This is a genomic window from Photobacterium sp. ABD4_091 (assembly GCF_056160145.1).
This window is the reverse complement of record NZ_JBSWWQ010000004.1, coordinates 41,268-66,511: the sequence shown is the minus strand read 5'-3', so window position 1 is coordinate 66,511 and position 25,244 is coordinate 41,268. Positions and strand designations below refer to the sequence as shown.

23 protein-coding genes are annotated in these 25,244 nt (G+C 47.5%); 9 read left to right on the top strand and 14 right to left on the bottom strand.

Features of this window, described 5'->3' with window-relative positions:
• The first annotated feature begins 157 nt into the window (after positions 1-157).
• Entirely contained in the window at positions 158-1,105 is a 948-nt protein-coding gene (locus tag ACXAGQ_RS24655) for a TerC family protein (protein ID WP_475257513.1), read from the top strand.
• Between the two features lie 124 nt (positions 1,106-1,229).
• Here the strand turns inward: ACXAGQ_RS24655 and ACXAGQ_RS24650 are convergent, their stop codons facing one another.
• The 7 genes from ACXAGQ_RS24650 to ACXAGQ_RS24620 form a co-directional block, all read right to left on the bottom strand.
• On the bottom strand, positions 1,230-2,516 hold the full coding sequence (locus ACXAGQ_RS24650; RefSeq protein WP_475257512.1) for a metal-dependent hydrolase family protein: 1,287 nt from the start codon (positions 2,514-2,516) through the stop codon (positions 1,230-1,232).
• Between the two features lie 48 nt (positions 2,517-2,564).
• Positions 2,565-4,046 (bottom strand): pyridoxal phosphate-dependent decarboxylase family protein, encoded by a 1,482-nt coding sequence (locus ACXAGQ_RS24645; RefSeq protein ID WP_475257510.1) that lies wholly within the window; start codon positions 4,044-4,046, stop codon positions 2,565-2,567.
• A gap of 148 nt (positions 4,047-4,194) precedes the next feature.
• Complete coding sequence (locus ACXAGQ_RS24640) at positions 4,195-4,845, bottom strand: hypothetical protein (protein ID WP_475257509.1); 651 nt, start codon at positions 4,843-4,845, stop codon at positions 4,195-4,197.
• A 169-nt stretch (positions 4,846-5,014) separates the two neighbouring features.
• Entirely contained in the window at positions 5,015-5,446 is a 432-nt protein-coding gene (locus ACXAGQ_RS24635) for an ecotin family protein (protein WP_475257507.1), read from the bottom strand.
• A gap of 70 nt (positions 5,447-5,516) precedes the next feature.
• A complete protein-coding gene (locus ACXAGQ_RS24630) occupies positions 5,517-7,049 on the bottom strand; it encodes a phospholipase D family protein (protein ID WP_475257506.1) in 1,533 nt (510 codons plus the stop codon).
• A 199-nt stretch (positions 7,050-7,248) separates the two neighbouring features.
• Entirely contained in the window at positions 7,249-7,512 is a 264-nt protein-coding gene (locus ACXAGQ_RS24625) for a hypothetical protein (RefSeq protein WP_475257505.1), read from the bottom strand.
• A 41-nt stretch (positions 7,513-7,553) separates the two neighbouring features.
• The gene (locus ACXAGQ_RS24620) at positions 7,554-9,287 is read right to left on the bottom strand and encodes a L,D-transpeptidase family protein (protein ID WP_475257503.1); all 1,734 of its coding nucleotides are present in this window, start codon (positions 9,285-9,287) and stop codon (positions 7,554-7,556) included.
• 333 nt (positions 9,288-9,620) lie between these two features.
• On the opposite strand from ACXAGQ_RS24620, the gene ACXAGQ_RS24615 reads away from it, so the two are divergent.
• On the top strand, positions 9,621-11,156 hold the full coding sequence (locus ACXAGQ_RS24615) for a YjjI family glycine radical enzyme (protein ID WP_475257502.1): 1,536 nt from the start codon (positions 9,621-9,623) through the stop codon (positions 11,154-11,156).
• Entirely contained in the window at positions 11,122-11,991 is an 870-nt protein-coding gene (locus tag ACXAGQ_RS24610; protein ID WP_475257501.1) for a YjjW family glycine radical enzyme activase, read from the top strand. The genes ACXAGQ_RS24615 and ACXAGQ_RS24610 overlap by 35 nt, the downstream gene beginning before the upstream one ends.
• A 32-nt stretch (positions 11,992-12,023) precedes the next feature.
• Here ACXAGQ_RS24610 and ACXAGQ_RS24605 read toward each other — a convergent pair whose 3' ends face one another.
• Together ACXAGQ_RS24605 and folE are read right to left on the bottom strand one after the other, a co-directional pair.
• A complete protein-coding gene (locus ACXAGQ_RS24605; protein WP_475257499.1) occupies positions 12,024-12,959 on the bottom strand; it encodes a LysR family transcriptional regulator in 936 nt (311 codons plus the stop codon).
• A 92-nt stretch (positions 12,960-13,051) separates the two neighbouring features.
• Complete coding sequence (folE, locus tag ACXAGQ_RS24600; protein ID WP_039456800.1) at positions 13,052-13,705, bottom strand: GTP cyclohydrolase I FolE; 654 nt, start codon at positions 13,703-13,705, stop codon at positions 13,052-13,054.
• A gap of 224 nt (positions 13,706-13,929) precedes the next feature.
• Between folE and moeA the strand changes: the two genes are divergently transcribed.
• Both moeA and moeB read left to right on the top strand, forming a co-directional pair.
• Positions 13,930-15,162 (top strand): molybdopterin molybdotransferase MoeA, encoded by a 1,233-nt coding sequence (gene moeA / locus ACXAGQ_RS24595; protein WP_475257497.1) that lies wholly within the window; start codon positions 13,930-13,932, stop codon positions 15,160-15,162.
• Positions 15,163-15,248: 86 nt separating this feature from the next.
• Complete coding sequence (gene moeB / locus ACXAGQ_RS24590) at positions 15,249-15,998, top strand: molybdopterin-synthase adenylyltransferase MoeB (protein ID WP_475257495.1); 750 nt, start codon at positions 15,249-15,251, stop codon at positions 15,996-15,998.
• A gap of 60 nt (positions 15,999-16,058) precedes the next feature.
• Here the strand turns inward: moeB and ACXAGQ_RS24585 are convergent, their stop codons facing one another.
• Entirely contained in the window at positions 16,059-16,673 is a 615-nt protein-coding gene (locus ACXAGQ_RS24585) for an NAD(P)H-dependent oxidoreductase (RefSeq protein WP_475257493.1), read from the bottom strand.
• Between the two features lie 80 nt (positions 16,674-16,753).
• Positions 16,754-17,287: a Crp/Fnr family transcriptional regulator gene (locus tag ACXAGQ_RS24580; protein ID WP_475257491.1), complete on the bottom strand. Its 534-nt coding sequence runs from the start codon at positions 17,285-17,287 to the stop codon at positions 16,754-16,756.
• A gap of 214 nt (positions 17,288-17,501) precedes the next feature.
• On the opposite strand from ACXAGQ_RS24580, the gene ACXAGQ_RS24575 reads away from it, so the two are divergent.
• Both ACXAGQ_RS24575 and ACXAGQ_RS24570 read left to right on the top strand, forming a co-directional pair.
• Entirely contained in the window at positions 17,502-17,960 is a 459-nt protein-coding gene (locus tag ACXAGQ_RS24575; RefSeq protein WP_475257489.1) for a CC0125/CC1285 family lipoprotein, read from the top strand.
• A gap of 157 nt (positions 17,961-18,117) precedes the next feature.
• Positions 18,118-18,774, top strand: a complete 657-nt coding sequence (locus ACXAGQ_RS24570; RefSeq protein WP_475257487.1) for a MarC family protein — start codon at positions 18,118-18,120, stop codon at positions 18,772-18,774.
• Positions 18,775-18,825: 51 nt separating this feature from the next.
• Here the strand turns inward: ACXAGQ_RS24570 and ACXAGQ_RS24565 are convergent, their stop codons facing one another.
• Positions 18,826-19,593, bottom strand: coding sequence for an AraC family transcriptional regulator (locus ACXAGQ_RS24565; protein WP_475257486.1), 768 nt, complete (start codon positions 19,591-19,593; stop codon positions 18,826-18,828).
• Between the two features lie 105 nt (positions 19,594-19,698).
• Here ACXAGQ_RS24565 and ACXAGQ_RS24560 point away from each other — a divergent pair, with 105 nt between their 5' ends.
• Entirely contained in the window at positions 19,699-20,889 is a 1,191-nt protein-coding gene (locus ACXAGQ_RS24560; protein WP_475257484.1) for an MFS transporter, read from the top strand.
• 82 nt (positions 20,890-20,971) lie between these two features.
• On the opposite strand, the gene ACXAGQ_RS24555 is transcribed toward ACXAGQ_RS24560, so the two are convergent.
• On the bottom strand, positions 20,972-22,588 hold the full coding sequence (locus ACXAGQ_RS24555) for a peptide ABC transporter substrate-binding protein (RefSeq protein WP_475257482.1): 1,617 nt from the start codon (positions 22,586-22,588) through the stop codon (positions 20,972-20,974).
• A 152-nt stretch (positions 22,589-22,740) separates the two neighbouring features.
• Positions 22,741-23,580, bottom strand: a complete 840-nt coding sequence (locus ACXAGQ_RS24550; protein WP_475257481.1) for a CvfB family protein — start codon at positions 23,578-23,580, stop codon at positions 22,741-22,743.
• Positions 23,581-23,879: 299 nt separating this feature from the next.
• Here ACXAGQ_RS24550 and ACXAGQ_RS24545 point away from each other — a divergent pair, with 299 nt between their 5' ends.
• Positions 23,880-25,238, top strand: coding sequence for a hypothetical protein (locus ACXAGQ_RS24545; protein WP_475257480.1), 1,359 nt, complete (start codon positions 23,880-23,882; stop codon positions 25,236-25,238).
• Positions 25,239-25,244: the final 6 nt, after the last annotated feature.

Sequence of the window (25,244 nt, the reverse complement as noted above, 5' to 3'; positions counted from 1 at the left end):
ATCCTGACGAGACCAACGCCATTAATCATGCACATCTGTGCAGGGTTATCTTTGTTTGCCTAACCGCAGCGAGGTAGCCCGTGACATTAATGCGCGAAAGGTCTGGTCTCCCCTGATCCTGTCCCTTTCGCGCACTCGATCGTGAAAGGAGTAATCTATGAGCCTTTTAAGCTATGAAGGCTTCGCTGTTCTAACCCTCTTTATGTTGGCGTTGGACTTATACCAAACCCGCGGTGGCAAAGTCACCATTAAAAAAGCCGCACTTTGGAGTGTGTTCTGGGTTGTGTTGGCTTTGGCCTTCAATGTCGTTATCTACCTATACTGGCCGCTGATGGCGCCAGAGAGTAGCTACACCAACAGCGAAGCAGCGACGGCTTTCCTTACCGGCTATTTGCTGGAAAAATCTTTGAGTGTCGACAACTTGTTTGTCTTTGCTCTGATTTTCAGTCAATTTGCCGTGCCTGAATCGATTCGCCCTAGGGTGCTGATGCTTGGTGTTGTGGGTGCGCTTATCTTGCGTGCAATTATGATTGCCGTAGGTGCAGAACTGCTAACCCAGTTCCACTGGATCTTGTATGTATTCGCAGCATTCCTGTTGTACACCGGTTACAAGCTATGGCGTGAAGACGAAGAAGAACAAGAGGACTTTTCCCAGTCACTGCCAGTGCGCTTGGTGAAAAAGTGCTTCCGGGTATCTGATGAATACAAGGGCCATAAGTTCTTCGTCAAAGACAGCAAGGGCTGGATCGCGACGCCACTGTTGATTGTGATCGCAGTGATTGCGCTGACCGATGTGATGTTCGCACTGGATTCTATCCCGGCCATCTTCGCCGTTACCAAAGAGCCGTTCCTGGTGATGACCGCTAACGTGTTCGCGCTACTTGGCCTGCGTTCGCTGTATTTTGTACTGGAAGGCATGCTGACCCGTTTCTGCTACCTACGCCCAGCATTGGCGTTCATCTTGAGCTTCATCGGTATCAAGATGCTGTTGATGGAAACCAGCTACGCGATCCCAACACCGGTTTCTCTGGGTGTGATCGTGCTAGCCATCAGCGCGGCAATTGTCGGCTCGCTATGGAAAACCCGAGAGCTGAAAGTGTCATAACAATATAGCTATATCCAAGTTACCTCTGAATCCGGTATCTTGAAGTAGCTTGGGTATATAGCTAACAAAAAACCGCTCACTAATATAGTGAGCGGTTTTCTTTACCGGCTTAACCTTACGCCGTTTATCTGTTCAACTCATGATCCCTAGTGTCTTTGTATACCACCCCACCTTTTATCACCACTTTGATGTTGTCAGGGTTAGCCAAAATATCGAGGTCACCTACTGGGTTACCCTCAACAAATAGCATGTCTGCAAATGCGCCTTGGCACAGAACTCCTAGCTTGCCCTCTGGGTACGGATCTAGCAGCCCGGACATTTTCAGCAGCTCACCAGTATCTGATGTAGCCTGCTTGATCCCCCTAAACGAGCCGAAATACTTCTTGCGTGCCGAGAACTCCATATTCTGCTTGGCATGAACTTCCGGCGTCCCTACCAAATCGGTACCAAAAGCACATTTCAGGCCGTATTTATCCACTAGCTCAGCCTGCTTGAGCAAACCTTTACCAACACGTTCCGTCTTCTGGTATAAGATTTCGCTACCCAAAGGGATCTTGCGATTGGCAATCAGCTCTGCAGTCGCGTATTGCGGCACTACCCATACATCCTTATCAAGGCACATGCTGGCGACTTCGTCATCCATAAAAGTGGCATGCTCAAGTGACTTCACCCCTTCTTCTACCGCAATCTTCATCGCAGGCTGGGCATGGATATGGCTGCAAACATACGATCCGTAGTTGGTTACCGTCTCTATGATGGCTCGTAGCTCATCGCGGGTATATTGGATCGTATCTAGCGGGTCAAACAAAGATGAAGCGCCACCTCCGCCGAAGACTTTGATCTGCGACGCACCTTTGAAGATCTGATCACGGGTACGCTTCAGGCATTCTGGCACCCCATCAGCCAAGATCAGGTGCTGCTGACGCATAAAGCTGGAATCTTCAATCCCTTGGTTGAAGTTAGAGCGCTGCACGCGGTTCTGGCGGTAGTCCGCATGACCACAAGTTTGGGAAATCCCTGCATAGCTCGGATAGATCCTCGGCCCCGGCACAAAACCATTATCAATGCTTTGCTTTAAGCCATAACAATTGCTGCCGACATCACGCACCGCAGTAAAGCCACGCTCAAGCATCTCCTTGGCAATCACGGTCGAGCGGATGGCGACCTCTTCCGAGCTCATCAAGTCTATCTTGTCGAAGCTGTCAGACAGCGCAATATGCGTATGGGCATCAATAAGCCCTGGTATTACCGTGTAGCCTGCGGCATCAATGGTTTGATCAACCTCTTCGAACACGGCTTCATACTGGTAAATTTTAGTGACTACACCATCTTCCACCAGCAAGCTGCATTCATGGCGTAACGCTTCGTTCTCACCGTCAAACAAGGCGGCATTTTTAACTAATACTTTCATCTCTTTTCCCATCACAGACAATTAAAACCCACAATTTACAAGTGATATTCAGCATTCAGCATGCTCAACCGCCTTAGTTTGTGCCCGCTGATTTTCTTGGTTGAAAAGCCCACGCTCAATGTTAAATGCCGCGATGATCCGCTCGGCAGAGCGGTCAATATCCTGCTGGTCGGTATGGCAACTCAACACCGAGAACAACATGGTTTTTAACCCTTTATAGCCAGATGTAGATGGGTAACAGAAGCCTTCCTGCTGCAAGCGGTGCACCACACGCTCAGTGAGCTGATTGCGTTGTTCCTCATTGCCAGTGCCGAATTGTGCTGAGAAGCGGTTAGATACCACATCATTAAGGATGGTGATCCCCTCTACTACACGTAACTTATCAGCCATGCGCTGGGCAAGCTCGCAACAGTTATCAAGATGCTGGGCAATACCGGATTTACCCAAGGCTTTAATTGCCGCATAGACCGGCACCCCACGGGCACGTCGTGATGCCGAAATACCAAAGTTAATCGCGTTACGATCCGGCTTGGCCATAGCATCATTGAGGTAGTCACCCATGTTGCTGCCACCCATGGCACGTGCCAACGCCGATGCATCTTTGACAATCACCAGGCCACAGTCATAAGGCATGTTGAACCACTTGTGGCCGTCTGTATCGATGGAATCCACCCGCTCAATACCCTTAACAAGGTGCTTTTGCTTGTCACTCGCTGCCGCCCACAGTCCAATAGCCCCATCTACATGCAGCCAAGCATTAGGGTGGTTTTCAACGGCATCTGCCAGTGCATCAAACGGGTCAAAGGCACCGGAGTCGATACAACCGGCTTGCGCACAAACCAGAGTTGGCCCATCGCAGCGAGACATTACGTCAGGGATATGATCGGCGATGATCCTCAAGTTGTTGTCGGTTGGAATAGTATGGATATCTTCAAGGCCAACACCGATCATCGACAGGGCACGCTTGATCGTCGAGTGGATCTGATCGCTTACTACAACCTGAATACGCGGAGCGCCATATAGTCCTTGTTTTGCCACATCCCAGCCAGCACGCTGCAACAAGGTATTACGCGCAGTAATTAACGCGGTATAGATGGCTTCTTGTGCACCAGAGGTAAAGCCCAGGCCAGCGTGTTTGGACAAGCCAAGTAATTCCAATACCCACTCAGCTGCGGTTTCTTCAACAATGGCCATTGATGGGCTAGAAACATAATAAGGGACATTCTGATCCCAGGCGCTGACCAACCAATCGGCTGCCATGGAAACCGGGAATGAACTACCAATGGCGTAGCCAAAAAATCGCGATCCTCCTGAGCCAATCAACCCTTGCTCCACATTAACAGCGAGTTGGTTAAGCACGGTACCAGGGCAACTTGAAGTGAGAGGCAATTCACCACCGATGGACTGGCGCAATGTATCGGATGTCACATGCTTATCAACCGGACGCTCAGGTAATGACTCTAGGTAAGCCACAGCGTGATCAAATGATTGGTTAAGTAATTGACGGTATTGGTTAAACTGATGAGACATAGCACAGCTCCTCTTCGTTTTCGGCTATGCCATTACAATAATTCCCCTCTCTTTTGGTTATTTATCAATTCGCGCCAAAAAATATTAAAGCCAGTTAAAACAACAAATTTATTCCCTTTTTAAATCAGTGAATAAGTGTTCTGAACCATCAGGCTCGTATCTCTTTAAACACCACAGCTTGCGTCGTGTCGTTAGATTTCACTTCACTCGCTATTTCAAAACGCTGCCCGGTTACCGATAAAATCGACTTAAGCGCAGGGATCAGGTATTCCTGTTTGATGCAGCTGTAATACGCCTCGCCGTTGACCACCAATATTTGCTCCAATCTAAGCCTTTTAACCGTTTTTATATCGGTATTATCTGGCCGGCTAACGAGCTCACAATATAGCGCGATACAGCCAACGCTATCTGTTTGAATGAGTGGCAATAAACTTGGCAGCATTCGGCGATGATTTTCAATATCACTGGCGATAAAGTCATTGAAAGTAATAGTGGCCTTGCTGTCTAGACCCAGTGCAGATGAGATAAACATGTCCACAGACAATGAGGAAAAAACGGGCTGATGATGGCAATGATGCTTACCTGCAAGTATTTGGCTTGTAATACGATCAAGCGCAACATCAAACCGCTGCCGCTTGTAGTCAAGACTGATATCTGCACTCAGGCAACGGGCAAATTCACCAAATTGAACGATACCCGAACTACCATTGTAGTTTTTCAGCGCCAGTAAAAACAAAGCGGCAATATCAAAATCAAAACCTGTAAGTTGAATTGGCAGGTCAAACGAACGGTTAGCCATAGCAACCTCCTCTTACACCAGCTATGAGGATAGAAAGTTGTCAGAGCCAAGGTTGTATTGAATGTGGGGCTATCTTGGATATGAGGCGGGGTTAAAGAAGAATTGTTTTTTATGTAATCAATAACGCCAATACCCCTAGGGTATTGGCGTCTAATACTGCTAAAGGCGACTACTCAACAGGTGCCCAGACTTTGTAATCAACCTCTACGTCTTCCTGGGCATAAACAACCAAAGGAAGCTTTGAGTTATAACGCAGCAAATCACTGTGGAACTGCAACTCTGTGTCAGCAGCTTCTTTCTCGCAAGCCATCATAGTGCTGGCATAGTTAGTTTGCTTTTCCAGTACGTAGTAAGAATAACCCCACCCTTCCAGCGAGCGTCGCTCGATATCCATCGGCAGGGCTTTGATGTTGCAATCTACCTTCATAACACTGTTAGCGACAAGTTGAACGCGGCGCTCTAGGCTTTCGTTCTCAACCGCATCAAGCTGAATGACGTGCTTGGTAAAGCCCGGCATTTCAGGGAACATTTCAGCGTTATCGCTTGCGAAAACGTGTGGGGCTGAAATCAATAACGCTGCAGTCAGAAGTGTCTTTTTCATTGTTATTCCTATTATTTTGGATTGCCTTAGTTTTACCATCTTATCCTGAACCCTTGCTGTTCAGCTTAACTCAGAGGTATTTTTCAATCGGAAAAAGCTGTAAAAAACGCGATTTCACTCGCTCCCACTTGCCCGTATCGGGCTCGCTGTCCCAAGTTTGCGTACCGGAATACCATTTGACATTGCCGCCATCTAGACCAAGCCGCCAACTGTTCTCCTCTTCCATCGCTACCTCAATATCGTCTGCCAATGCATCAGCAACACTTTCATCTTCTATCACCAAAATAGATTCTGTATTGAGATAGGTTGAACGCAGATTAAAATTGAAGGAGCCGACCCCTGCGATTTGCCGGTCAAACACAACAGACTTTGAATGCAGGCCATAAGGTGTTGTCGGTGCGCATTTAGCCGCATCTTTTGTCGATTGCTCACATAGCTTGGTTTCTGGTTTTAACTCAAACAACTGCATGCCATGCTCGAGCATATCCTGACGACGCCCCGCATAGCCTGAATGGTTGGTGATAAGGTCATTCGAGACCATAGAGTTGGTCAGTGCCCTTACCTTAACACCATCATTCATTAGATCTTGAAGACTATCCAAATGACCGTCATCGAACACCAGATAAGCCGATTCTACGACAATTTCTTGTTCAGACTGCAGGGCTAAATCCGCCAACACCCTTGCCGTCTTCTTGGGTGTGTCGGTATTTGCCAAATCATCTGGAACTGGCTGATCGGCCACATAACGCGCTTTGACCCAAGTGATCTCACTCATCAACGCCTCGAGAAAACGCTGGGCAGCTTCTTTTCCTTCAGGCAATGCCGGATAGTACTTATACCGTGGAGGGTAAATTCGGTCTAATTCCGCCAGTTCGATGGACGCCTCCCCACCCAACATGCTGACAGGATAAGACCAGCGACTGTCCCAATATTCTGCAAAGCTGGTTTGAATATCGTTGACTACCGCCCCCGAAACCAACACATCACGGTCACGAAAGTTGATTTCATCGGAAAGATCAAAGTATTCATCACCGATATTTCGTCCGCCAACAACAGACATCGCACCATCAACGGTGAAGGACTTGTTGTGCATACGGCGATTCAAGCGAGAGAAATCCCCCAAAACATTGAGCCACTTAGCAACGCCTCGTCGAGTAGGAATGGGGTTATATACGCGTATTTCAATAAATGGGTGAGCATCGAGCGCTGACAGCATATCTTCTCGTTCATTGAGATTGATATCATCAAGCATGATACGCACTTTTACCCCACGATTTGCTGCGGTAATCAAACGAGATGCTAGATATCTTCCTGACCGGTCTGAATTCCAAATATAGTACTGGATATCAATACTTTGCTCAGCCGTTTCGACAAGGGCTAACCGTTGGGCCAATGCATCCCAACCGGTATCTTGCATCACAACCCCGCTTGCCGCTTGCAAAGCGTTATCAGGCTGATGGGCATTAGCCAGTGTTGATAAAGTCGTCTCCTGCTCCACAGCAGGCGGCTCTGAAGAGTGAGTAACTTCATCGGAAAGCGATGCGCAACCATGCAGAAAGGTGATTAAAACAATGGTAAGACTAATGCGTTGCAGCAGTGGCATTTATTAGAGTTCCTTTTATTACGTGTATCCTATGATGGCCCTGATGGTTCTCGAAGCATATCTTCGGCCTTACAACTCCAGTTGCATAGCCAGGGAGGCAACATAGGTATTAATGCATAAGAAATTGTATACCAAGACGTGAAATAAAAGATGAGCAAAAACAACTAGTCCGATAAACTCTGGAGGATTCGCCTATTCCCTAGCCAACAAAACTCATTACACACAGGATAAAAGGAAGGCTTACAACGACACGAGCGACTTTTACTGCATTCTCTTTGAGCCGCTCTGATTGCATCTCGATATCCAACATCATTTTTTCTTCAGATGGAGAACGGGGAACCATGGGGGGAGCCTCAACCTCAAGCATGGCTTTCTGGTTGATTTTCTCTATCGCAACTTTTGCTTTGATATCGCCTTCTAACAAGGCTCTTTCAACTAACTCGTTAACTCTGTTGCTCAACATCGCCTCGGTCCCCCATGTGCCGGAATGCTTGGGATCTGGCTCTATTGCCTGTAGTTTTTCAATGTAGAATATTTCAGATCAACAGGACGTCGGGTTGGCCTGTCGTAGCCATAAATATCTTCGCGCAGTTGCAACTGATCATTGTCATCAAGCCATGCCGTCACATAGGTCACATCAACATCAATCCTGCGCGGCAAGGTGATAGTGTCGGTTCTTCTGTCGCTAACCAGTTGCTGGTAGTTGCGCCAGCTTGGCCGTTGCTGGTAGTCCAATACAAAATCAGCCAACTCTGCCGCCTTCTCTACCCGCACACACCCGGAGCTCAAATTACGCTTGGCTTTGTTGAATAGGCTTCTTGATGGCGTGTCATGTAAGTATACCGAGTAATCATTTGGCATGAGAAATTTCACATTCCCCAGCGCATTTCCCCTGCCCGGCCTTTGCATAAACTCATAGGGGAACGTATGGGGGTTTACGTTGCTCCACTCCACCATATCGGGTGAGATCTCGGTACGATCGCGCCAGCTACGGATCATTGTTAAGTTCTTTTGCTGCAGATAATCCGGCGATGCCTTCATCCCCGGGATCACATCTTTCTTCTTGATGGTTTCCGGTACATTCCAGCGTGGATTAACCACCATAATGTTCATCGAGGAAGAAAAGAGGTTAGTCGGCCTTGTTGTACGGCCAACAATCACTTTTGACTCAAAGACAACTTCGTCCTTGTGGGTGATCTGCAATCGGTAATCGGGGATATTGACCCGGATACTCGGGCGCTCATCGCCCGACGCCCCTAATTGACTTCGATACAGATTCAGTGCCAATAAACGAGCCACCTCATTGTAAGACAAAGCCATCTGGCGGGTTGTCGCCGGGCCTATGATCCCATCCGCATCCAGTCCGTTTCGTTGCTGAAAACGCCTAACCGCCTGGTTCAGCTCACCTTGGTTAGACAGCGAACGCTCTGCCGTTAGCCGGTAAAAAGCTTCATCACTCAGATCCCCATAGGTATTGAGCACTTCGATCATCGCCAAGCCATTGGGGACAAGCTCGCCCGTTTTTATTAATTTTCGACCATGCGTTTGATATCGGTTAGGTGGCAACTGCTTAAATCTTTCTACTTCAGCCAGTACACGCTTGGCTACCGAATAACTGTCGCCTTTTCCTAAAAGACGTGAAGATAAAAAAGTTTCATTAACCACAGCCCCTGCCACCGTGCCAGGCAGGCCGCTATTTTCACTATCAAAATCTAGGGATAACTGGCGGTGGCGAAACATCATACTCGGCTCACTGTATAACTGATGTGCCAAAGCTTCATACAGCAGGTAAGAGTCTGTCGACAGCATATCGAAAGCACGCTGATCCGCTTTCTTCTCCAGCTCTGCTAACTCGTTGATACGGCGCTCAAGCCCGGGAACCAACCCTGAATGTGCCAATGTCCGAAGCCTAATATCTAATGCTTCACGTAACTCAGCCTCTCTCCATAAAGGCATATAATCATTTCTTGCGTAGATCCGCTGTACATCAAGGGTGAAACAGAGCCCTGACTGAGCAAAACCACATAGCGCTTGGTGGCTGGACAAGTCGACTTTGGACAGCAATGACAAATCAAGAGAGCTGCTTTGCAGGCTGTAACCAGAATGATTTCCATAATCAACAAGGGCGGCATAACCTGTATTTTCTACTGCCTGTGCCAAAGACTGGCTACTGACGGCAATAGAAGCAATGGCAACCGCTACCTTTAATCGATAATGCTTGGTATATGAACAAGTCATCGCTATATCCTGAGCTAAGGTCGAAGACCAACAATCAAGCTCTGTCCGTGAGAGAAATTTGTGGCGGAAAGATCGTCCTGTTTGAACCACCTACTATTATTTCTAGTCAAAATAATGACACAATGACAACTTAGTCATGTTCCAAAAATGACAATTCGAACAATAAATACGAAAGCTGAAAAAGCCTCCGTATTACCCACGCAATTTCAAGCGACAGATGTTATCTAAAGCATTGGATTTCCATTAAAGAAACCACCCTTTGATTTCTTTTCATTTCAAGAAAACAGCGCCCCACCTTATGCTATTAACCATAATTCAAACATGGTTAATAGCATGAGCATTCAAGATAAATTCAGACAGATCATCACAGATCCCACTCTTTCTCCTAAGCAGAAAAGCCAATACCTAGCGTTAGAAGCAGACGCAAGCCTGCCCTATCTAGACGTGTCGGAATCGGTCAAAACCGCCATCGAAGACAACATCTTGTGTGATATGTTTGAAGGCAATGCCCCGTTCAAGCCTCGCTACGTGCTACCTGATTACGCCAAGTTTCTACAACAAGGCTCTGAATATCTTGAATTACCACCGGCACAGGACTTTGACGAAGCACTTAACCATCTATCGATTATTTACCATCATGTGCCATCGGTCACCAATATCCCGGTCTACCTCGGCCAGCTCGATGATGTCTTGCTGCCCTATGCAAAAGACCTAGATGAAGAAACCATTTACCGTAAGTTGCGTCTGTTCTGGATCATGCTTGACCGCACCCTGCCAGATGCTTTTATGCACGTGAATATCGGCCCGACCGATAATGTTATCTGCCGAACTATTTTGCGTGTGGATGCCGAGCTCAAGCAGGTCGCCCCTAACCTGACCTTTATGTATGATCCTGAGATCACCCCAGACGATCTACTTCGCCAGGCGAGCCACAATATCTGCGAGTGCAGTAAACCGCATATTGCGAACTACCCAATCCACGCTGAGGCTTATGACAACAGCGGCTTTGGTATCGTGAGTTGCTACAACTCTCTGCCTTTAGCGGGCGGTGCAAATACCTTGGTTCGCATGAACCTTAAAGAAGTCGCCAGTAAAGCCTCTTCTAATGATGACTTTTTTCGCACAGTCTTGCCGAACTACTGCCAAACCATGTACGAGCTAATTGAAGCTCGCTCAGCTTACCTACATGAAGAGTCTGGCTTCTTTAACAGTTTCTTGGTTCAGGAAGGTCTGATTGCTGAAGATCGTTTCGCGCCTATGTTCGGCATCTATGGCATGGCAGAAGCAGTTAATATTTTGGTTGCTAAAGAGGGTCTTGATGGTCAATACGGCCATCAGCAAGCCGCGAATGAGCTAGGGCATCGTATTTCCAAAACCCTGAATGACATCGTCACATCTACACCGGTTAAATATGGCTACCATGACCGTGCCCTGCTTCACGCCCAAGGCGGTATCAGCCTTGATGACGGTGTCACACCAGGTGTGCGTATCCCCTATGGCACAGAACCGGATCCGGTTAGCCATATCCAAGCGCTAGCAGAACATCACCAGTACTACACATCGGGCATCAGCGATATTTTGACTATTGATGAAACCGTCAAATCAAACCCTGAAGCTATGTACCAGCTCTGCAAAGGAGCACTGGCTATCGGCTTTCGCGAGTTTACCGCAAACGTACACTCCAACGACTTAGTGCGCGTGACGGGTTATATGATCAAACTGTCTGATATTGCCAAGTTCAAACAGCAAGGCTCTCGGACCAACACCACTGGTCTGGGTGCAGAAGCTGCAGCGAACACAGGTATCCTTAATCGCAAACCACGAGTTGTGAGCCATGAGCAAGCGCCGCGCTACTGCGACAGTCAGTAAGATCCTCAACTTCTCGTGTGTCGACGGGCCTGGCAACAGGCTCGTCATCTTTCTGCAAGGGTGTAACTATCAGTGCAAGAATTGCCATAACCCGCACACCATTGGTAACTGCAACCATTGCGGGGATTGCGTAGCCCCTTGCCCAGCCAATGCACTGTCGATAAGCGAAGGTAAAATACGCTGGAATGCCGAGCTGTGTACCCATTGTGATCGCTGCTTGGAAGCTTGTCCGAACCAATCCAATCCCAAGGTCCAGCAAATGGGTGTTGAGGATGTACTGCAACTTGTCCGCAAGCATCAGCTGTTTTTATCGGGTATCACTGTTAGCGGTGGCGAGGCAACGCTTCAGCTGCCTTTCATTGTTGAGTTGTTCCGCGCCATTAAGGCTGATCCAGCGCTACAGCATCTGACTTGCGTGGTTGATACCAACGGAAGTCTCAGCCAAACCGGATGGGAAAAACTACTACCCGTTCTGGATGGCGCCATGGTGGATTTGAAAGCTTGGCAGGAAGAGACCCATCGGTGGCTCACAGGCCGCAGCCACCATAGGGTCATGCAAAGCTTAGATTGGCTTAGCAAACACGATAAACTGGAAGAAGTTAGATTGCTGCATATTCCGGGGATCACCGACTATGACCAGGAGATTGATGCCCTAGTCCATTACCTGTTAGCACTGCCAGAAAGAACATCAATAAGGCTCAATGCGTTTCAGCATCATGGTGTGGTCGGTGAAGCGTTGAAATGGAATACATGTAGCCAAGATCAAATTGAATCGTTAGCGAGTGCCCTGCGCCACAGAGGGATAGAAACCCTATACCGGGAGCCATTGGGATAATCTTAATTGTGTGGATAGCCAGGCTTGAAAGCCTAGCCTTTTGACTCGGACTCATGGGATACTGCAACGATCTGCTCATACAGCCAACGCTGAGCGGGATCGTTCATACTCGGCTGGTGCCAAACAAGGCTGTATGAGACTTCACCGTAATTGAAAGGCAGTGGTTTGGTGATCAAATCTTTGGCCTGCAACGCGACATCCGCCCACTGACGCGAGCAAGTGAACAGCAAGTCGCTATGATGGCACATTAGCGCCGCCCCACCGAAATCCGGCACATTGACTGCAATTCTGCGTTTCTGGTGTTGCTGGGCGAGCTGAAGTTCGAAAAAAGGCACATTCAAATCATTATCGGTAATACCGATATGGCCATAACTCAAATAATCATCAATAGTCAGGGTTTTATCTGCCAACGGGTGATTGGGATTCATCAAGCACACCATTTCATCATCCAGTAAGGTTTCCCATACCAGGTTGTTCTGGGTGCTCGGCGGTTGGCTTTTATCATGCGGCAAAATCACAAAATCCAACTGACCTTTGGCTAGACTATCAAATCCCATGTTATCCCGTGACCAGATTTCCAACCGCATACCCGGCGCTTGCTCCAACACTCTGGCACTGAGTTTGGCAGCCAATAGCTCGAAGGTACTTTCACGCATCGCCAACGAAAAACGCCCTTGGTATGACGCGGGATCAAAAGCCTCCTGTGTCAGCATCTGGTTCATCTCATTGATCATCTGGTGGACGGTCGGGCCCAGACGGCGAGCAAGAGGCGTGGCGACAAGCTGGTTACCATGGCGGTAGAACAACTCATCATTCAGGCTTTCCCGCAACTGGGTCAAAGTTTTGCTAACGGAAGATGGGCTAAGGCATAGCCGCTCAGCACTGGCTGTGACACTGAGCGTGTCTAGCATCACATGCAGTGTGATGAGATGCTTCATGCTGATTCGGGACAGTTTGATTAAATCCATAAGCCTTAGTATCCAGATGAGACAAAAAAGCCAGTAGATTATCTACTGGCTTGTTTCATAATAAATTATTCTGAATGGGCGTCAAATAAAGATTAACGTAGGCCGTGCAGAAATTCAGCGCGAGTGGCAGGGTTTCGCTTGAAAATACCGCCCAGGGCTGTCGTCGTTGTCGTACTGGTCGCATCCATCACACCGCGCGCTTTCACACAGTAGTGGGTAGCGTCCATCGTCACTGCCACATCATCGCTTTCCAGCAATGTCTGCAAGGCAACGAGGATCTGCTGTGTCATTCGCTCCTGAACCTGAGGGCGCTGGGCGAAGAAACGGACAATACGGTTTATCTTAGACAGACCAATAATCTTACCGCGAGGAATGTAGGCAACGGTCGCTGTACCATCGATAGTCACCAAGTGGTGCTCACAGGTACTGGTCAGGGTGATATCTTTCACACGAACCATTTCATCACACTTCATCTTGTTTTCAATGACAGTGATCTTTGGGAAGTTGGCGTAGTCTAGGCCAGAAAACACTTCATCAACATACATTTTCGCGATTCGATGGGGAGTCTCAACCAAGCTATCGTCGGTTAGATCCAGTGAAAGAAGCTCGAGGATCTCACGCATGTGATACTCGATTTTTTCTTTCTTCTCTTCGCGGCTTACCACCTTGTCAGTCATCGGGGTTTCTAAGCCACGCTCAACCAGTGCTTGGCGCACCTTCAATGCAGATTCGCTAAATGCAGTCATTCTTTTCCTCCAACCGGCTGGGCTTAAGGCAAACATCAAGTAATCTTAGTTACTTATATGTATAAAACGTGCCCAAATACGAGTGCCAGCAAACTTTGAGACGGAAGGATACCCGTAATTGATCAAAATTACACTACAAAACTAGTCAGGTATTAGTGCTACTGACCTTTTTTTGTCATAATTACCCCACTAAAACCTATAACGACGATAGACGGATACCTATTATGGGATGTTGTGACACTCCAGGCTTAATGCCAGTCGAAACCGCACTGACTAAAATTCTTGACCAAGTGGAACCATTGAAATACGTAACATCAGTTGCTCTTTCTGATGGCATGGGCTTGGTGCTTGCTGAAGATATTTGCTCGCCAATTAACGTACCCCCTTTCGCTAACTCGGCAATGGACGGCTATGCCCTGCGCAGTGAAGATTTGGCAAACACCGATACCTTGCGTATGGCAGGTAAGTCGTTTGCCGGGGTTCCATTCGACGGTGTATGCCAGCCAGGCGAATGTATCCGCATTATGACCGGTGCCCAAATGCCAGAAGGTGCCGACACCGTTATCATGCAGGAAGAAACCGAAGTCGACGGCGACAACATCCGCTTCACGGCTAAAGCTTCCCACGGTGAAAATGTCCGCCCTATTGGTGATGACGTCCACCAGGGAGATGTGGTTGTTGCCAAAGGTAACCGTATCACTGCCCGCGAAATGCCACTACTGGCTTCACTGGGTATTGCCACCCTACCAGTTTACCGCCGCCCAGTTGTTGCATTTTTCTCTACCGGCGATGAGCTTCGCCCTGTGGGTGAGCCATTGGACGCTGGCCAGATCTACGACAGCAACCGCTATGGTATCCGAGCACTACTGGAAAAATTCGGCTGTGACGTGATGGATCTAGGCATTATTCCAGACAGCCCTGAAAAACTGCGCGAAGCGTTTGATAAAGCCACTACAGCTGATGTGCTGGTTACTTCCGGCGGGGTCAGCGTTGGTGAAGCAGACTACACCAAAGACATCCTGGATGAACAGGGTGAGATCGGTTTTTGGAAGATTGCGATGAAACCAGGCAAACCTTTTGCCTTTGGCACCATCAAAGACACTTGGTTCTGTGGACTACCGGGCAACCCAGTTTCGGCAATGGTAACGCTTTACCAGTTGGTACAACCAATGCTTGCCAAACTGTCGGGTCACAGCCAATACCAGCCACCACAACGCCTGAAGGCCAAAGCAACTTCGGTTTTCAAAAAGCGCCCTGGCCGAGCTGATTACCAACGCGGCATTTACCAAATCAACAGCGATGGCCAAGTAGAAGTCGCAACAACGGGCAACCAAGGTTCAGGCGCATTTAGCTCGATGCACCAAGCTAACTGCTTTGTGGTACTCGAGCAAGATCGTGGCCGTGTAATGCCAGGCGAAGACGTCACTATCGAACTCTTCAACCACGCGATGTACTAATATCGAAAATCGTGTCCGCTGTGTTTGGCGGACACTTTTTTCCAATGCACATTGCTTCAATATAGAAATCCCTACAGGAATACAAAGTGGTAGAACTTACCGACGCTGAAATGCTGCGCTACAACCGCCAGATCATTCTTAGGCAATTTGACTTTGACGGTCAGGAAGCACTGAAAGCCACTTCCATGCTTATCCTTGGCGCTGGTGGATTAGGTTGCGCGTCTAGCCAATACCTTGCTGCGGCAGGTGTAGGCAAATTAACCTTGATTGATGACGATAACGTTGAGGTGTCCAACCTTCAACGCCAGGTTCTGCACAACGACAGCACGGTCGGCATGTTGAAAGTCGACTCTGCCAAGCAGGCCCTACAGACAATCAACCCAAATACAGCGATTGACACTGTCGCCAAGCGCCTTGATGACGAAGCATTGAAAGCCCTTATCGAGCAACATGATATGGTGCTGGACTGCTGTGACAACGTGGATACCCGAAACCAGCTAAACCGGTTGTGTTTCGAGACCAAAACACCTTTAATCTCTGGTGCTGCCATCCGTATGGAAGGCCAGATCAGTGTCTATACCTACCAAGACGATGAGCCTTGCTACCAGTGCCTGAGCGCCCTTTTCGGCCAACAGGCCCTGACTTGTGTAGAAGCCGGGATCATGTCACCTGTTGTCGGTATTGTTGGTGCGGTACAAGCAATGGAAGCCATTAAGGTAGCCGCCAATATGGGACAACCGTTAATAGGCAAAATCCTTATGCTCGATGCCATGACCATGAGCTGGCGGGAAATGAAGCTGGGTAAGCAACCAAGTTGTAGTGTGTGTGGTAACTAATTTCTTTGAGCCAGCCGATAACAGGCTGGCTTTGTTATTCACGCTATTGAGCGATTATCCTCAGCCAATCGTGGCAAAATTACCTTCAATCTCACTAAGCCACTTCGCCCGCTTAGTATCATTGGTAAACTTCACATAGGTCAGATTAATCCATTTACGGTTCTTGATACCTATTTTCCAAAAAGTCCCCAACAACATCGCTTTTTCTATCGCATTGCCAAACAACAGACGATAAGCCAAAGACGGTGTATTCATGGTGGTGATCATGGTAACGCCTTTTAACTTGGGCAGCTTACTAAACATTCGAGTGCCCTTGTCGTTATAGTCATAGGCAATACCGGGGAAGATAAGTTTATCGATGAATCCTTTCGTCAACGCCGGCATCAGCTCCCACCAAATCGGGAAAATAAACACCACATGATCTGCCTGCTCTATCCGTTGTTTGTAATCCAACACTTGCTGATCAAGCATGCCGTAAGCCCTCTGCGGTTCGGTTCTTGCCAAGGTGAAGGCTTGTAGATCTTTCGCTCTCATCACAGGATCAAACTCATCTTTATCAAGATGAATCACATCAATATCGTGGCGCCCTTTTAACAGCCCTTTTTTCACTGATTCCAAAATTGAATTACAAAAGCTACCTTCATAAGGGTGGTTAAAGACAATTAAAACACGCATGGTACTCTCTCTTCTTCAATAGCAATTGCAGCTATGTTAAGAGAGCTAAAGGGATAACAACGATAACATATGTTATCAATCTACTCTTTTCGGCACCGTATCCGACTTAAAGACACTGAGGTAATACCCAAATAAGACGCTATATAGTGTTGCGGTACTTTTCGTATCAGCTCAGGATATTGCTTGACCAATTCCTGATATCTTTGCTGAGGCGTATCTTTTATTCGAGAAAGAAAAAGCCTTTGATAGTGCCTTAACCGTTCAGACATCAACTGGAACATTGCATCCTTGAACGGACCTGACACGTCAAGCTGTCGCTTCAAGTTCTCAACCGAAACCTCATAGACTGTGGATGGCAAAATAGACTCAACCGTATAAGGACTGGGTTCATTGAACATCAAGCTTTCAAACGATGACACAAATTGACCATCCAAAAAGAATTGGAAAGAAACATCCTTTCCGTCATGGTTGAACCAAGAACGCAAGCAGCCATCCTCTATGAAATAGATAGATTTTGCTGTTGCCCCCTCTTCGATAACAGTTTCTTTTTTCTTTAACTCGATACGCTTTGCATAAGGTTTCAGTTCGTGCCAGATATTTTCGATACTGTCCATTATCAACCACTCATCGTTTTGCTCTGAATTCAGCAACTTGAAGTCACTTGGGTATATTATATTCTTTTGGGCTGAGCTAACACATCTAAGCCCATCGTCTGACATTCACCAAATGTATGGTTTTGTATGGATTGCCGATCAGGGCAATGAATAATATTAAATTAGTGCTACTATCCCAAAAACATAATGAACAGTGTTTTATAGGGCGCATATAATGAAAAAAATGGGACTAATCGCGTGTGGTTTGAGTGCATTGCTACTTGCAGGTTGTGCAACCCCGTATGATACCGATCGTGACTCTTTCTGGTCATTCGGCAAAGGCTTTGAAGTGACTCCCCTTGCACAAGATACTTGGCAAATCAGCTTCATCGGTAACGAAAACACCGACCGTACCCTAGCCAGAAACTACCTTCTTCACAAAGCGGCAGAACTCGCTCAGGGTGCTGGCTACCCTTACTTTGCTCTTCGTGGCGAGCAAAACTTCCGTGATCAGACTGGCAGCTCCTCTGGTATTGGTTATTCAAGCAACGATTTCCTATACGGTATCGGCAGCACAATTTCAGAAACCACTGTGATGGTTGAGGTGATCGGCATGAACGAGAAGCCCGCTGAAAGTAACCTTCCTGTTTATGAGTCAGACTTCATTTTGAAGAACGTTGATGTGAATTCGTAATCCGACAGTAAATTGTCCATATAAGCTGGCGCCATAACGCCAGCTTATCTCTGAAATGATAAACCCCTCTCATTTATCACCAAGTTTCTTTACCCCATCAGCATTCGAACTAAGCTTCTAAAACAACAAGTTAAACTTAAGCTTAGAGGGCATTCCAATGCACGACATACTGACTGTTAGCGTTACCGTCTTTATGGGTTTCTTTGCCATCATGAACCCTATCGCTAACACTGCTGTATTCATCGGCTTAACCAGCAACCAAACCCACCAGCAACAAAAGGCAACAGCGTTCAAAGCGCTATTTACTGCCTTCTGCATTGTTGCTGCTTTCAGCTTGCTCGGAAAAGGGATTTTTCAGGTCTTTGGAATTACCCTACCCGCACTTCGCATTTCAGGGGGGATCTTGGTGTTCTTAGTGGGTTACCACATGTTGCAAGGCAGTAGCTCTTCAATGCACAGTGAACAATCAGAGGGAGACAGCAAAAATTCAGCACCAGGAGATGGTCAGGACGTGGCAATATCACCGCTTGCTCTCCCTATCCTTGCGGGGCCCGGTACTATAGCAACGGCAATGAACTATTCCGCGGCAGGCGGTTTTTTAAGTATTGCGGTTACCATTTCAGCCTTTGCACTGTTGTGCCTTATCAGCTTGGTGTGCTTTATTTATGGCCAGAAACTGGTGAGCCTGCTTGGTGAGAATGGCATCAGTATTGTTACCCGCCTAATGGGGTTGATCCTTACCGTGATCGGTATGCAGATGGGTATTCAGGGCATACATGATGCCAGAGAACTGCTTAATCAAGTGCCTAAATAGCGTTTAGCAAAATAGTATTTACTTATTTGCCCTGTGCCTGCTTGGCCCTAACTAACCACTGCGCTCGAAATAGTGGCCAGGCGTTTTACCAAAATGCCTTTTGAACAAGCGATTAAAAGCACTCGAGCTAACAAAGCCAACATCAAGTGCCACTGCTGTAACGGGTTGTCCCGTTGCAAGGCGCTTCAAGGCTTCAAATAACCTGACCTGATTTCGGTATTCAACAAATGACATGCCCATTTCCTGGCGGAATAACCGGCTCAATGTGCGACTGCTAATGTTCAGGCTGTTTGACCATTCACTAAGTGTTTGGCTATCCGCTGGTTGCGCCATTATCAAATCACACACGGCTGCGAGCCTTTTATCTTTGGCGAGCGGCAAACTAAGCTCGGCTTGATCGGCAATGTTAAGCTGATCCAACAGCACGGCAATCAACCTTTCTTTCTCGCCAGTATTGCTTTGTTCAAAACGGTTTGAGGCCATAAACGCAATGATTTCACCCAATAAGCTCGACACATTTACTACGGTGCTGCTATTGGGAAGTCGAGCCAAACTATTGCACTGAAGATATACGTTCCTCATTTCAGCACGCCCATGCATTGCTACCTTGTGGCTAATTCCAGCCGGTATCCATACCGCCCTTTGCGGTGGGATCACCCACATGCTTTGCTCCGCCTCGACCACCATCACCCCGCTGCAGGCATAGACTAATTGGTAATAATCGTGGTTGTGCCAATCGATGGTATGTCCATCGGGGTAAGTTTTCGGTACCACCACAACAGGTATATCTGATTGTGGAAAAATGATCTCTCGTTTCATCTGCCACGTGTCTCAAATGAGCAATAAGTCGTCCTGATACAGACTATGAGACAAAACCTAGCTCTGTAAACTGTTTTCTATCGATTCACTGTTAGAAACAAGCTTATGCACAAATACCATTTCCAGCTCATGAACCTTGGGCATGCACTGAACCACTTCTTCATTCTGATTTTTCCGACAGCAGTTTTAGGGATCCAGCAAGACTGGGGAATGCCTTACGACGAGTTACTTCGATTGGGCAGTTTAGGCATGCTGGCTTATGGCCTTGGATCTTTACCCAGCGGTTGGCTGGGCGATCGCTGGAGCAAAAGAGCCATGATGGTACTGTTTTTCTTCGGCATGGGGCTAGCTGCAATGTTTACGGCATTCGCGCAAACCGCCATGCAACTGTCACTCGGGATCATCGCCATTGGATTGTTTGCTTCTATTTATCATCCGGTTGGCATTGCCTTAGTATTTGCCACCACCGAAAAAACAGGTCGAGCTATTGCCGTCAATGGACTGGCTGGCAATATCGGGCTTGCTTGCGCTGCTGTGGTGACTGCTTATTTGACCCAAACGGTTAGCTGGCAAGCTGCTTTTCTCTTCCCTGGCATCATTTGCGTTCTCACCGGTGTGGCCTACATCAAGGTGTCAAAGAATGTGTCCTACCACCAGCCGAATAAAGCACAACAAACATCAGCGAACCAAAATAAACTACTTCGTTTGCTCTTGGCGATTGCCATCATAGCCACATTTGGCGGGCTCGTTTTTCAAACCATCACGGCTGCACTGCCAAAGATCCTGCAAGACACCTTTACCTTGCCACTGAGCCAAATTGGATTACTCGCAACAGGTATTTTTACACTGGCGGCTTTCGCCCAGCTTATCATTGGCGAGTTGCTCGATCGCGTATCAGCAAAACTACTCTTATTCTGTGTAGTCGGCGGCCAGGCATCCTTCCTATTATTGGCTTCAATAGCATCTGGATGGACTCTCGTACTTTGTTTAACTGGACTCGTTTTCAGCACCTACGCTCAGATCCCGATTAACGATTGGCTAATAGGCAGGAGCACCTCAGATAAATGGCGTTCAACCGTCTACGCCGTGAAGTATATGCTGAGCTTCACCACAGGCCCCGTAGCCTATTGGTTGATTGCCTATAACTATTCAAACCATAGTGAACACACTAACCATTTCTCACCCTTGTATTGGCTGTTGGCCGGAGTAATGTGCCTGTCGATGGCGGCGGTTGCAGTGATGCCAAGCAGGCAAACCTTCATTGATAATGCTGAGCAAAAGAGCCGTTTTTCATAACCGCTAGATATTAAGCAATAAGCAATAAAAAAGCCGGACCATCGTCCGGCTTTATATTCAGTGAACGCTAATTCAAAGCAACTTACTGCATCAAATAGAGATCACGCGTATAACGCGCTTCAGCCGCATTTGTCTTCGAGTAACCACCGACTTTGGTATTCTTCAGTACTGAGCGCGTGTAGTGATAGAGCGGAATGGCTGGCATCTCTTCGGAGAATACCTGCTCAGCCTGCTGGTAATACTTATTGCGCTCATCATTACTTGGCGATTGAATCGCTTTCGCCATTGCTTCGTCATACGCATCACTCGACCAACGCGAGTAGTTCATACCCGTACTTTCGAAGTATGACAAGAAAGTTGACGCTTCGTTGTAATCCCCTACCCATGCATAACGGGCAACCGTAAAGTCTTTCTGACCAAGTTTCTGCAAGAACGTCTTCCACTCTTGGTTAGCCAGGTTAACCTTGGCACCCAGGGTTTTGTTCCACATTGATGACATCACAATCGCCAGCTTCTTGTGGGATTCAGAGGTGTTGTACACCAACTCAAACGACAGAGGGTTGGATTTATCGAAACCGGCCTCGGCAAGCAATTCTTTCGCTTTCTGCTCACGTTCCTTCTGCTTTAACTGTCCCCATGCCAGTTTCGGCGGTACAAAGCCGTCAACTGAAGGAGGGGTTACCCCATAAGCCGGTACTTGGCCCTGGCCGAGGATCACTTTGGTGACAACGTCACGGTCAATCGCATACGCCAGAGCTTTACGAACCCTTGGGTCATCAAATGGTGCTTTGCTGACATTGAATAAGTAGTAGTAAGTACCGAGTGATGGCATGGTCAACAACTCGTCCGGGCGCTGCTTTTTGATCGCATTGTATTGTTCTAGCGGGAATGACGAGGTGATATGAATTTCGCCGGTTCTAAATCGGTTGTACTCGGCTGTCATATCTGCGATTGGCAAATACGTAACTTGGTTAATGACTGTTTTTTCATTATTCCAGTACTGTGGATTACGCTCTAATACAATGCGCTCGTTAAGCGTCCAGTTTGCAAGCTTATACGCGCTGCTGGTAACAATGTTTTCTGGCTTGGTCCATGCGTCACCGTGGGCTTCGATAGCTGGTCGGTAAACAGGGAATGTCGACTCATGCACCATCATTTTCACGAAATACGGCACGGGTTTATCAAGGGTAACCTGCAGGGTTTTGTCATCTAGCGCTTTTACGCCAAGTTCATCAACCGGGAGTTTTCCTTCATTGATTTTATCTGCATTAAGAATATGGGCGGTACTCAAATACCACGCATAAGGCGCACCCGTTTCAGGGGCAACGACTCGCTTGAAACTGTATTCAAAATCACTCGCAACAATCGGCTCACCATTTGACCATTTAATATTATCGCGCAGGTGGAAGGTGAAGACTTTACCGTCTGCTGATTGCTCCCAATGCGTAGCCAGCGCAGGAATGATTTCGCCATCAGGGCTTTGGGTCACTAGCCCTTCGAACATATCGGCAATAACACGGGCACTTGAGGTATCTGAGGAATAAGAAGGGTCTAACGTCGGAACTTCATCGCCATTACCACGAACTATCTCCTGCATTTTGGCTAACGACACATTGGCGGGAACATCTGCAGCCCAAGAAGGGCTTGCCGTTAACAGAGCGACAGATGCGGCGATCACTGTTAGCTTACTTCCTTGCATAATCTATCCTTGTGATGTGTGTATGAAATGGGTGTAAAAGGGTTAAACCGCTCTTAACATACACAGATATTCACTTGGTTGATATGCTGCCGCTCACAAAAAAGCCGGAGATAAACTCCGGCTTTTGAATCAATATCATAACCATTTACTGGTTAGCTATCATTCAGGCGAATTCCATCGCGCTCAATGATAATTAGCCCTTTCTTGTAAAGGCCACCAATGGTCTTCTTGAACGTCGCTTTACTGGTACGGAACTCTTTGAAAATCGCGTCCGGTGATGACTTATCACTCAATGGCACGAAACCACCCTTGCGCTCAAGCGTCGTTAGGACTTTATCTGCCAAGTCATCAACCTTGGCCTTACCCGCTTTTTGTAGCGACAGGTTGATCTTACCGTCCGGGCGAATTTCTTTGATATAAGCTTTTAGCTTTTTGCCCGGGAATAGCTTACCGAATGATTCAGTCTTGAACAGCAGTCCCCAGTGTTGTTCTTCAATCACTGCCTTGTAACCCAAATCGGTAATTTCGGCGATTTGCACCTGCACTTCTTCACCCACTTTGTAATTAGCAGGTGTCTTGTCCAGGAAGCGGTTGAATTTGGTAGAACCTACGATACGGCCTGAAGCTTTGTCGGTGTATACACGCACCATGATATCCTGGCCTTCTTCCAGGCGGCGACGCTGCTCACTGAAAGGCACCAGAAGATCTTTCTCTAGGCCCCAATCAACGAATGCACCCACACCACAGATACCGACAACGCGTAGCAGGGCAAAGTCACCCACTACAGCATAAGGCTGCTTGGTGGTGGCAATAATGTCATCTTCAGAGTCGAAATAAACAAAGACTTCCAGCTTATCACCCAGCTCAGTGCCACTAGGAACAGACGCTTTAGGCAGTAGGATATTGCCAAAGTCATCACCACCATCTAGGAATACGCCAAAATCTACCAGCTTGACGACCTCTAGCGTGTTGTATTGTCCAATTCTAATCATTCTTTCGACACTCTCTGGGTAAATAAAACGGCTTGTTTATCTCACAGCCGACAGCATGCGTTGATACGCCATGCCTTCTTCGTAACATCAGGCGGCGCATTATACGTGATGTTAACCCAAACCGCCTGACCTATCTTTCATTTTTTGCTTACTTTTCACCCTAATAAAGCTGCAATTACTAATTATCACTGCTATTAACAGGCTAATTCATCTAAAATTAATTTTAATTCCAATAGTTAACGCTAAGTTTACAGCGTTGCATATTCAATTCCCTATCCCTTGAGAGGTAATGTAGTAGAGTGATCACAGTTGAAAAAAAAGACGGGCATAAGCTTAAAATATCCCACGTCATCCCTGAAACAACCAACCGTCAACTGGATCTCTTTATCTTTGTTCCCGGCGAACTGGGCCTCAACAGCAACATCATTGCCGAAGATGAGTTCTTCCATAATGCCATCCAGGGTAAGCGTACCTATTACAGTGACGTGAACCACTTGCCGCTGGTTCACAGCCGCCTTGCCAGCCGGGGAAAACTCTCGACTGAACAGTACCGCTTGAGCTTGAGCCTTTATGCTTACCAGTATGCGTTGGCACTCGAGAAGACGACCCAGCAGCTCCTCGATGACAAAGAGGAACGCTCCCTAGAGGAAGTCGAAGAAGTTGCCCAGCTCACGATGCGGATCCTCAAGCGACTGCGCCGGAACATTCCAACAGACAAGAAGCTGCTCAAGTACTACGAGAATGTCGATAACTACCTGTCTTGGTTTACCGAGCAGCGGTTGCTTGAGCTTGTCGCCCACCTGCCACGAAGCAGTGACTATAGTGACATAAAAGCACTGCTTTTTGAGGTGTGTGAAAAAGAGTCGGAGCACCGCAGTAAGCATAACTACAACTCATCCAAAGCCATGGAAGATCCGACCCGGATGTCGAACAAGATGCGCCTTTTGCGCCGCTTGATTGAATACCCGGTCACCATGAAGGAGAAGACCAGCGAGCTAGGCCAGAACACCCGCAAAATCGTTACTGGTTTTGCGGCGGGCTTTGTGATGATTTTCGTCACCTTGATGCTGATTAAAGCCCGAGGTGTTCTGGGCGATATTACCGCCTCTTTCATCCTGGTGCTGTCAGTTATCTATGCCGCGCGTGAAGTATTCAAGGATGACTTGAAAACGATACTCTGGCGCTGGGTGCGCAAGGGCAAGCCCAAGTGGCGCAAGCAGTTTTTCGATGTTAACTCCAACCAGTTAATTGGCCGCCAGCTTGAATGGATGGAATACTGTGCCTTTAAGACCCTCGATAAGGAAATCAGAAAAATACGCAAGCACAAGGTTTCCCAGCATGAGGAAACAGTACTCCATTACAAGAGCACAACCCGGATGTCTCCGACCAAGTTCTTGACCGGCTATGAGCAGACCCGTGAATCTATCATGCTGGATCTCCGTACGATCACTCGCTTGATGGAAAAAGGCTCGCAGAAAATCTACCAGCTTAAAGACGGGCAAGTCTCCAAGGAATCGGTAGAAAAACGCCACTTGATCAACCTAGTAACCCGCGAAAAAGTGGATGATAAAACCATCTCGATCCAGCGCTGGAAAGTGATTATGAACCGCTCGAAAATTGTCGATATTGAGCCAATTGAGACCTATAGCGGGGAATAACCCTAC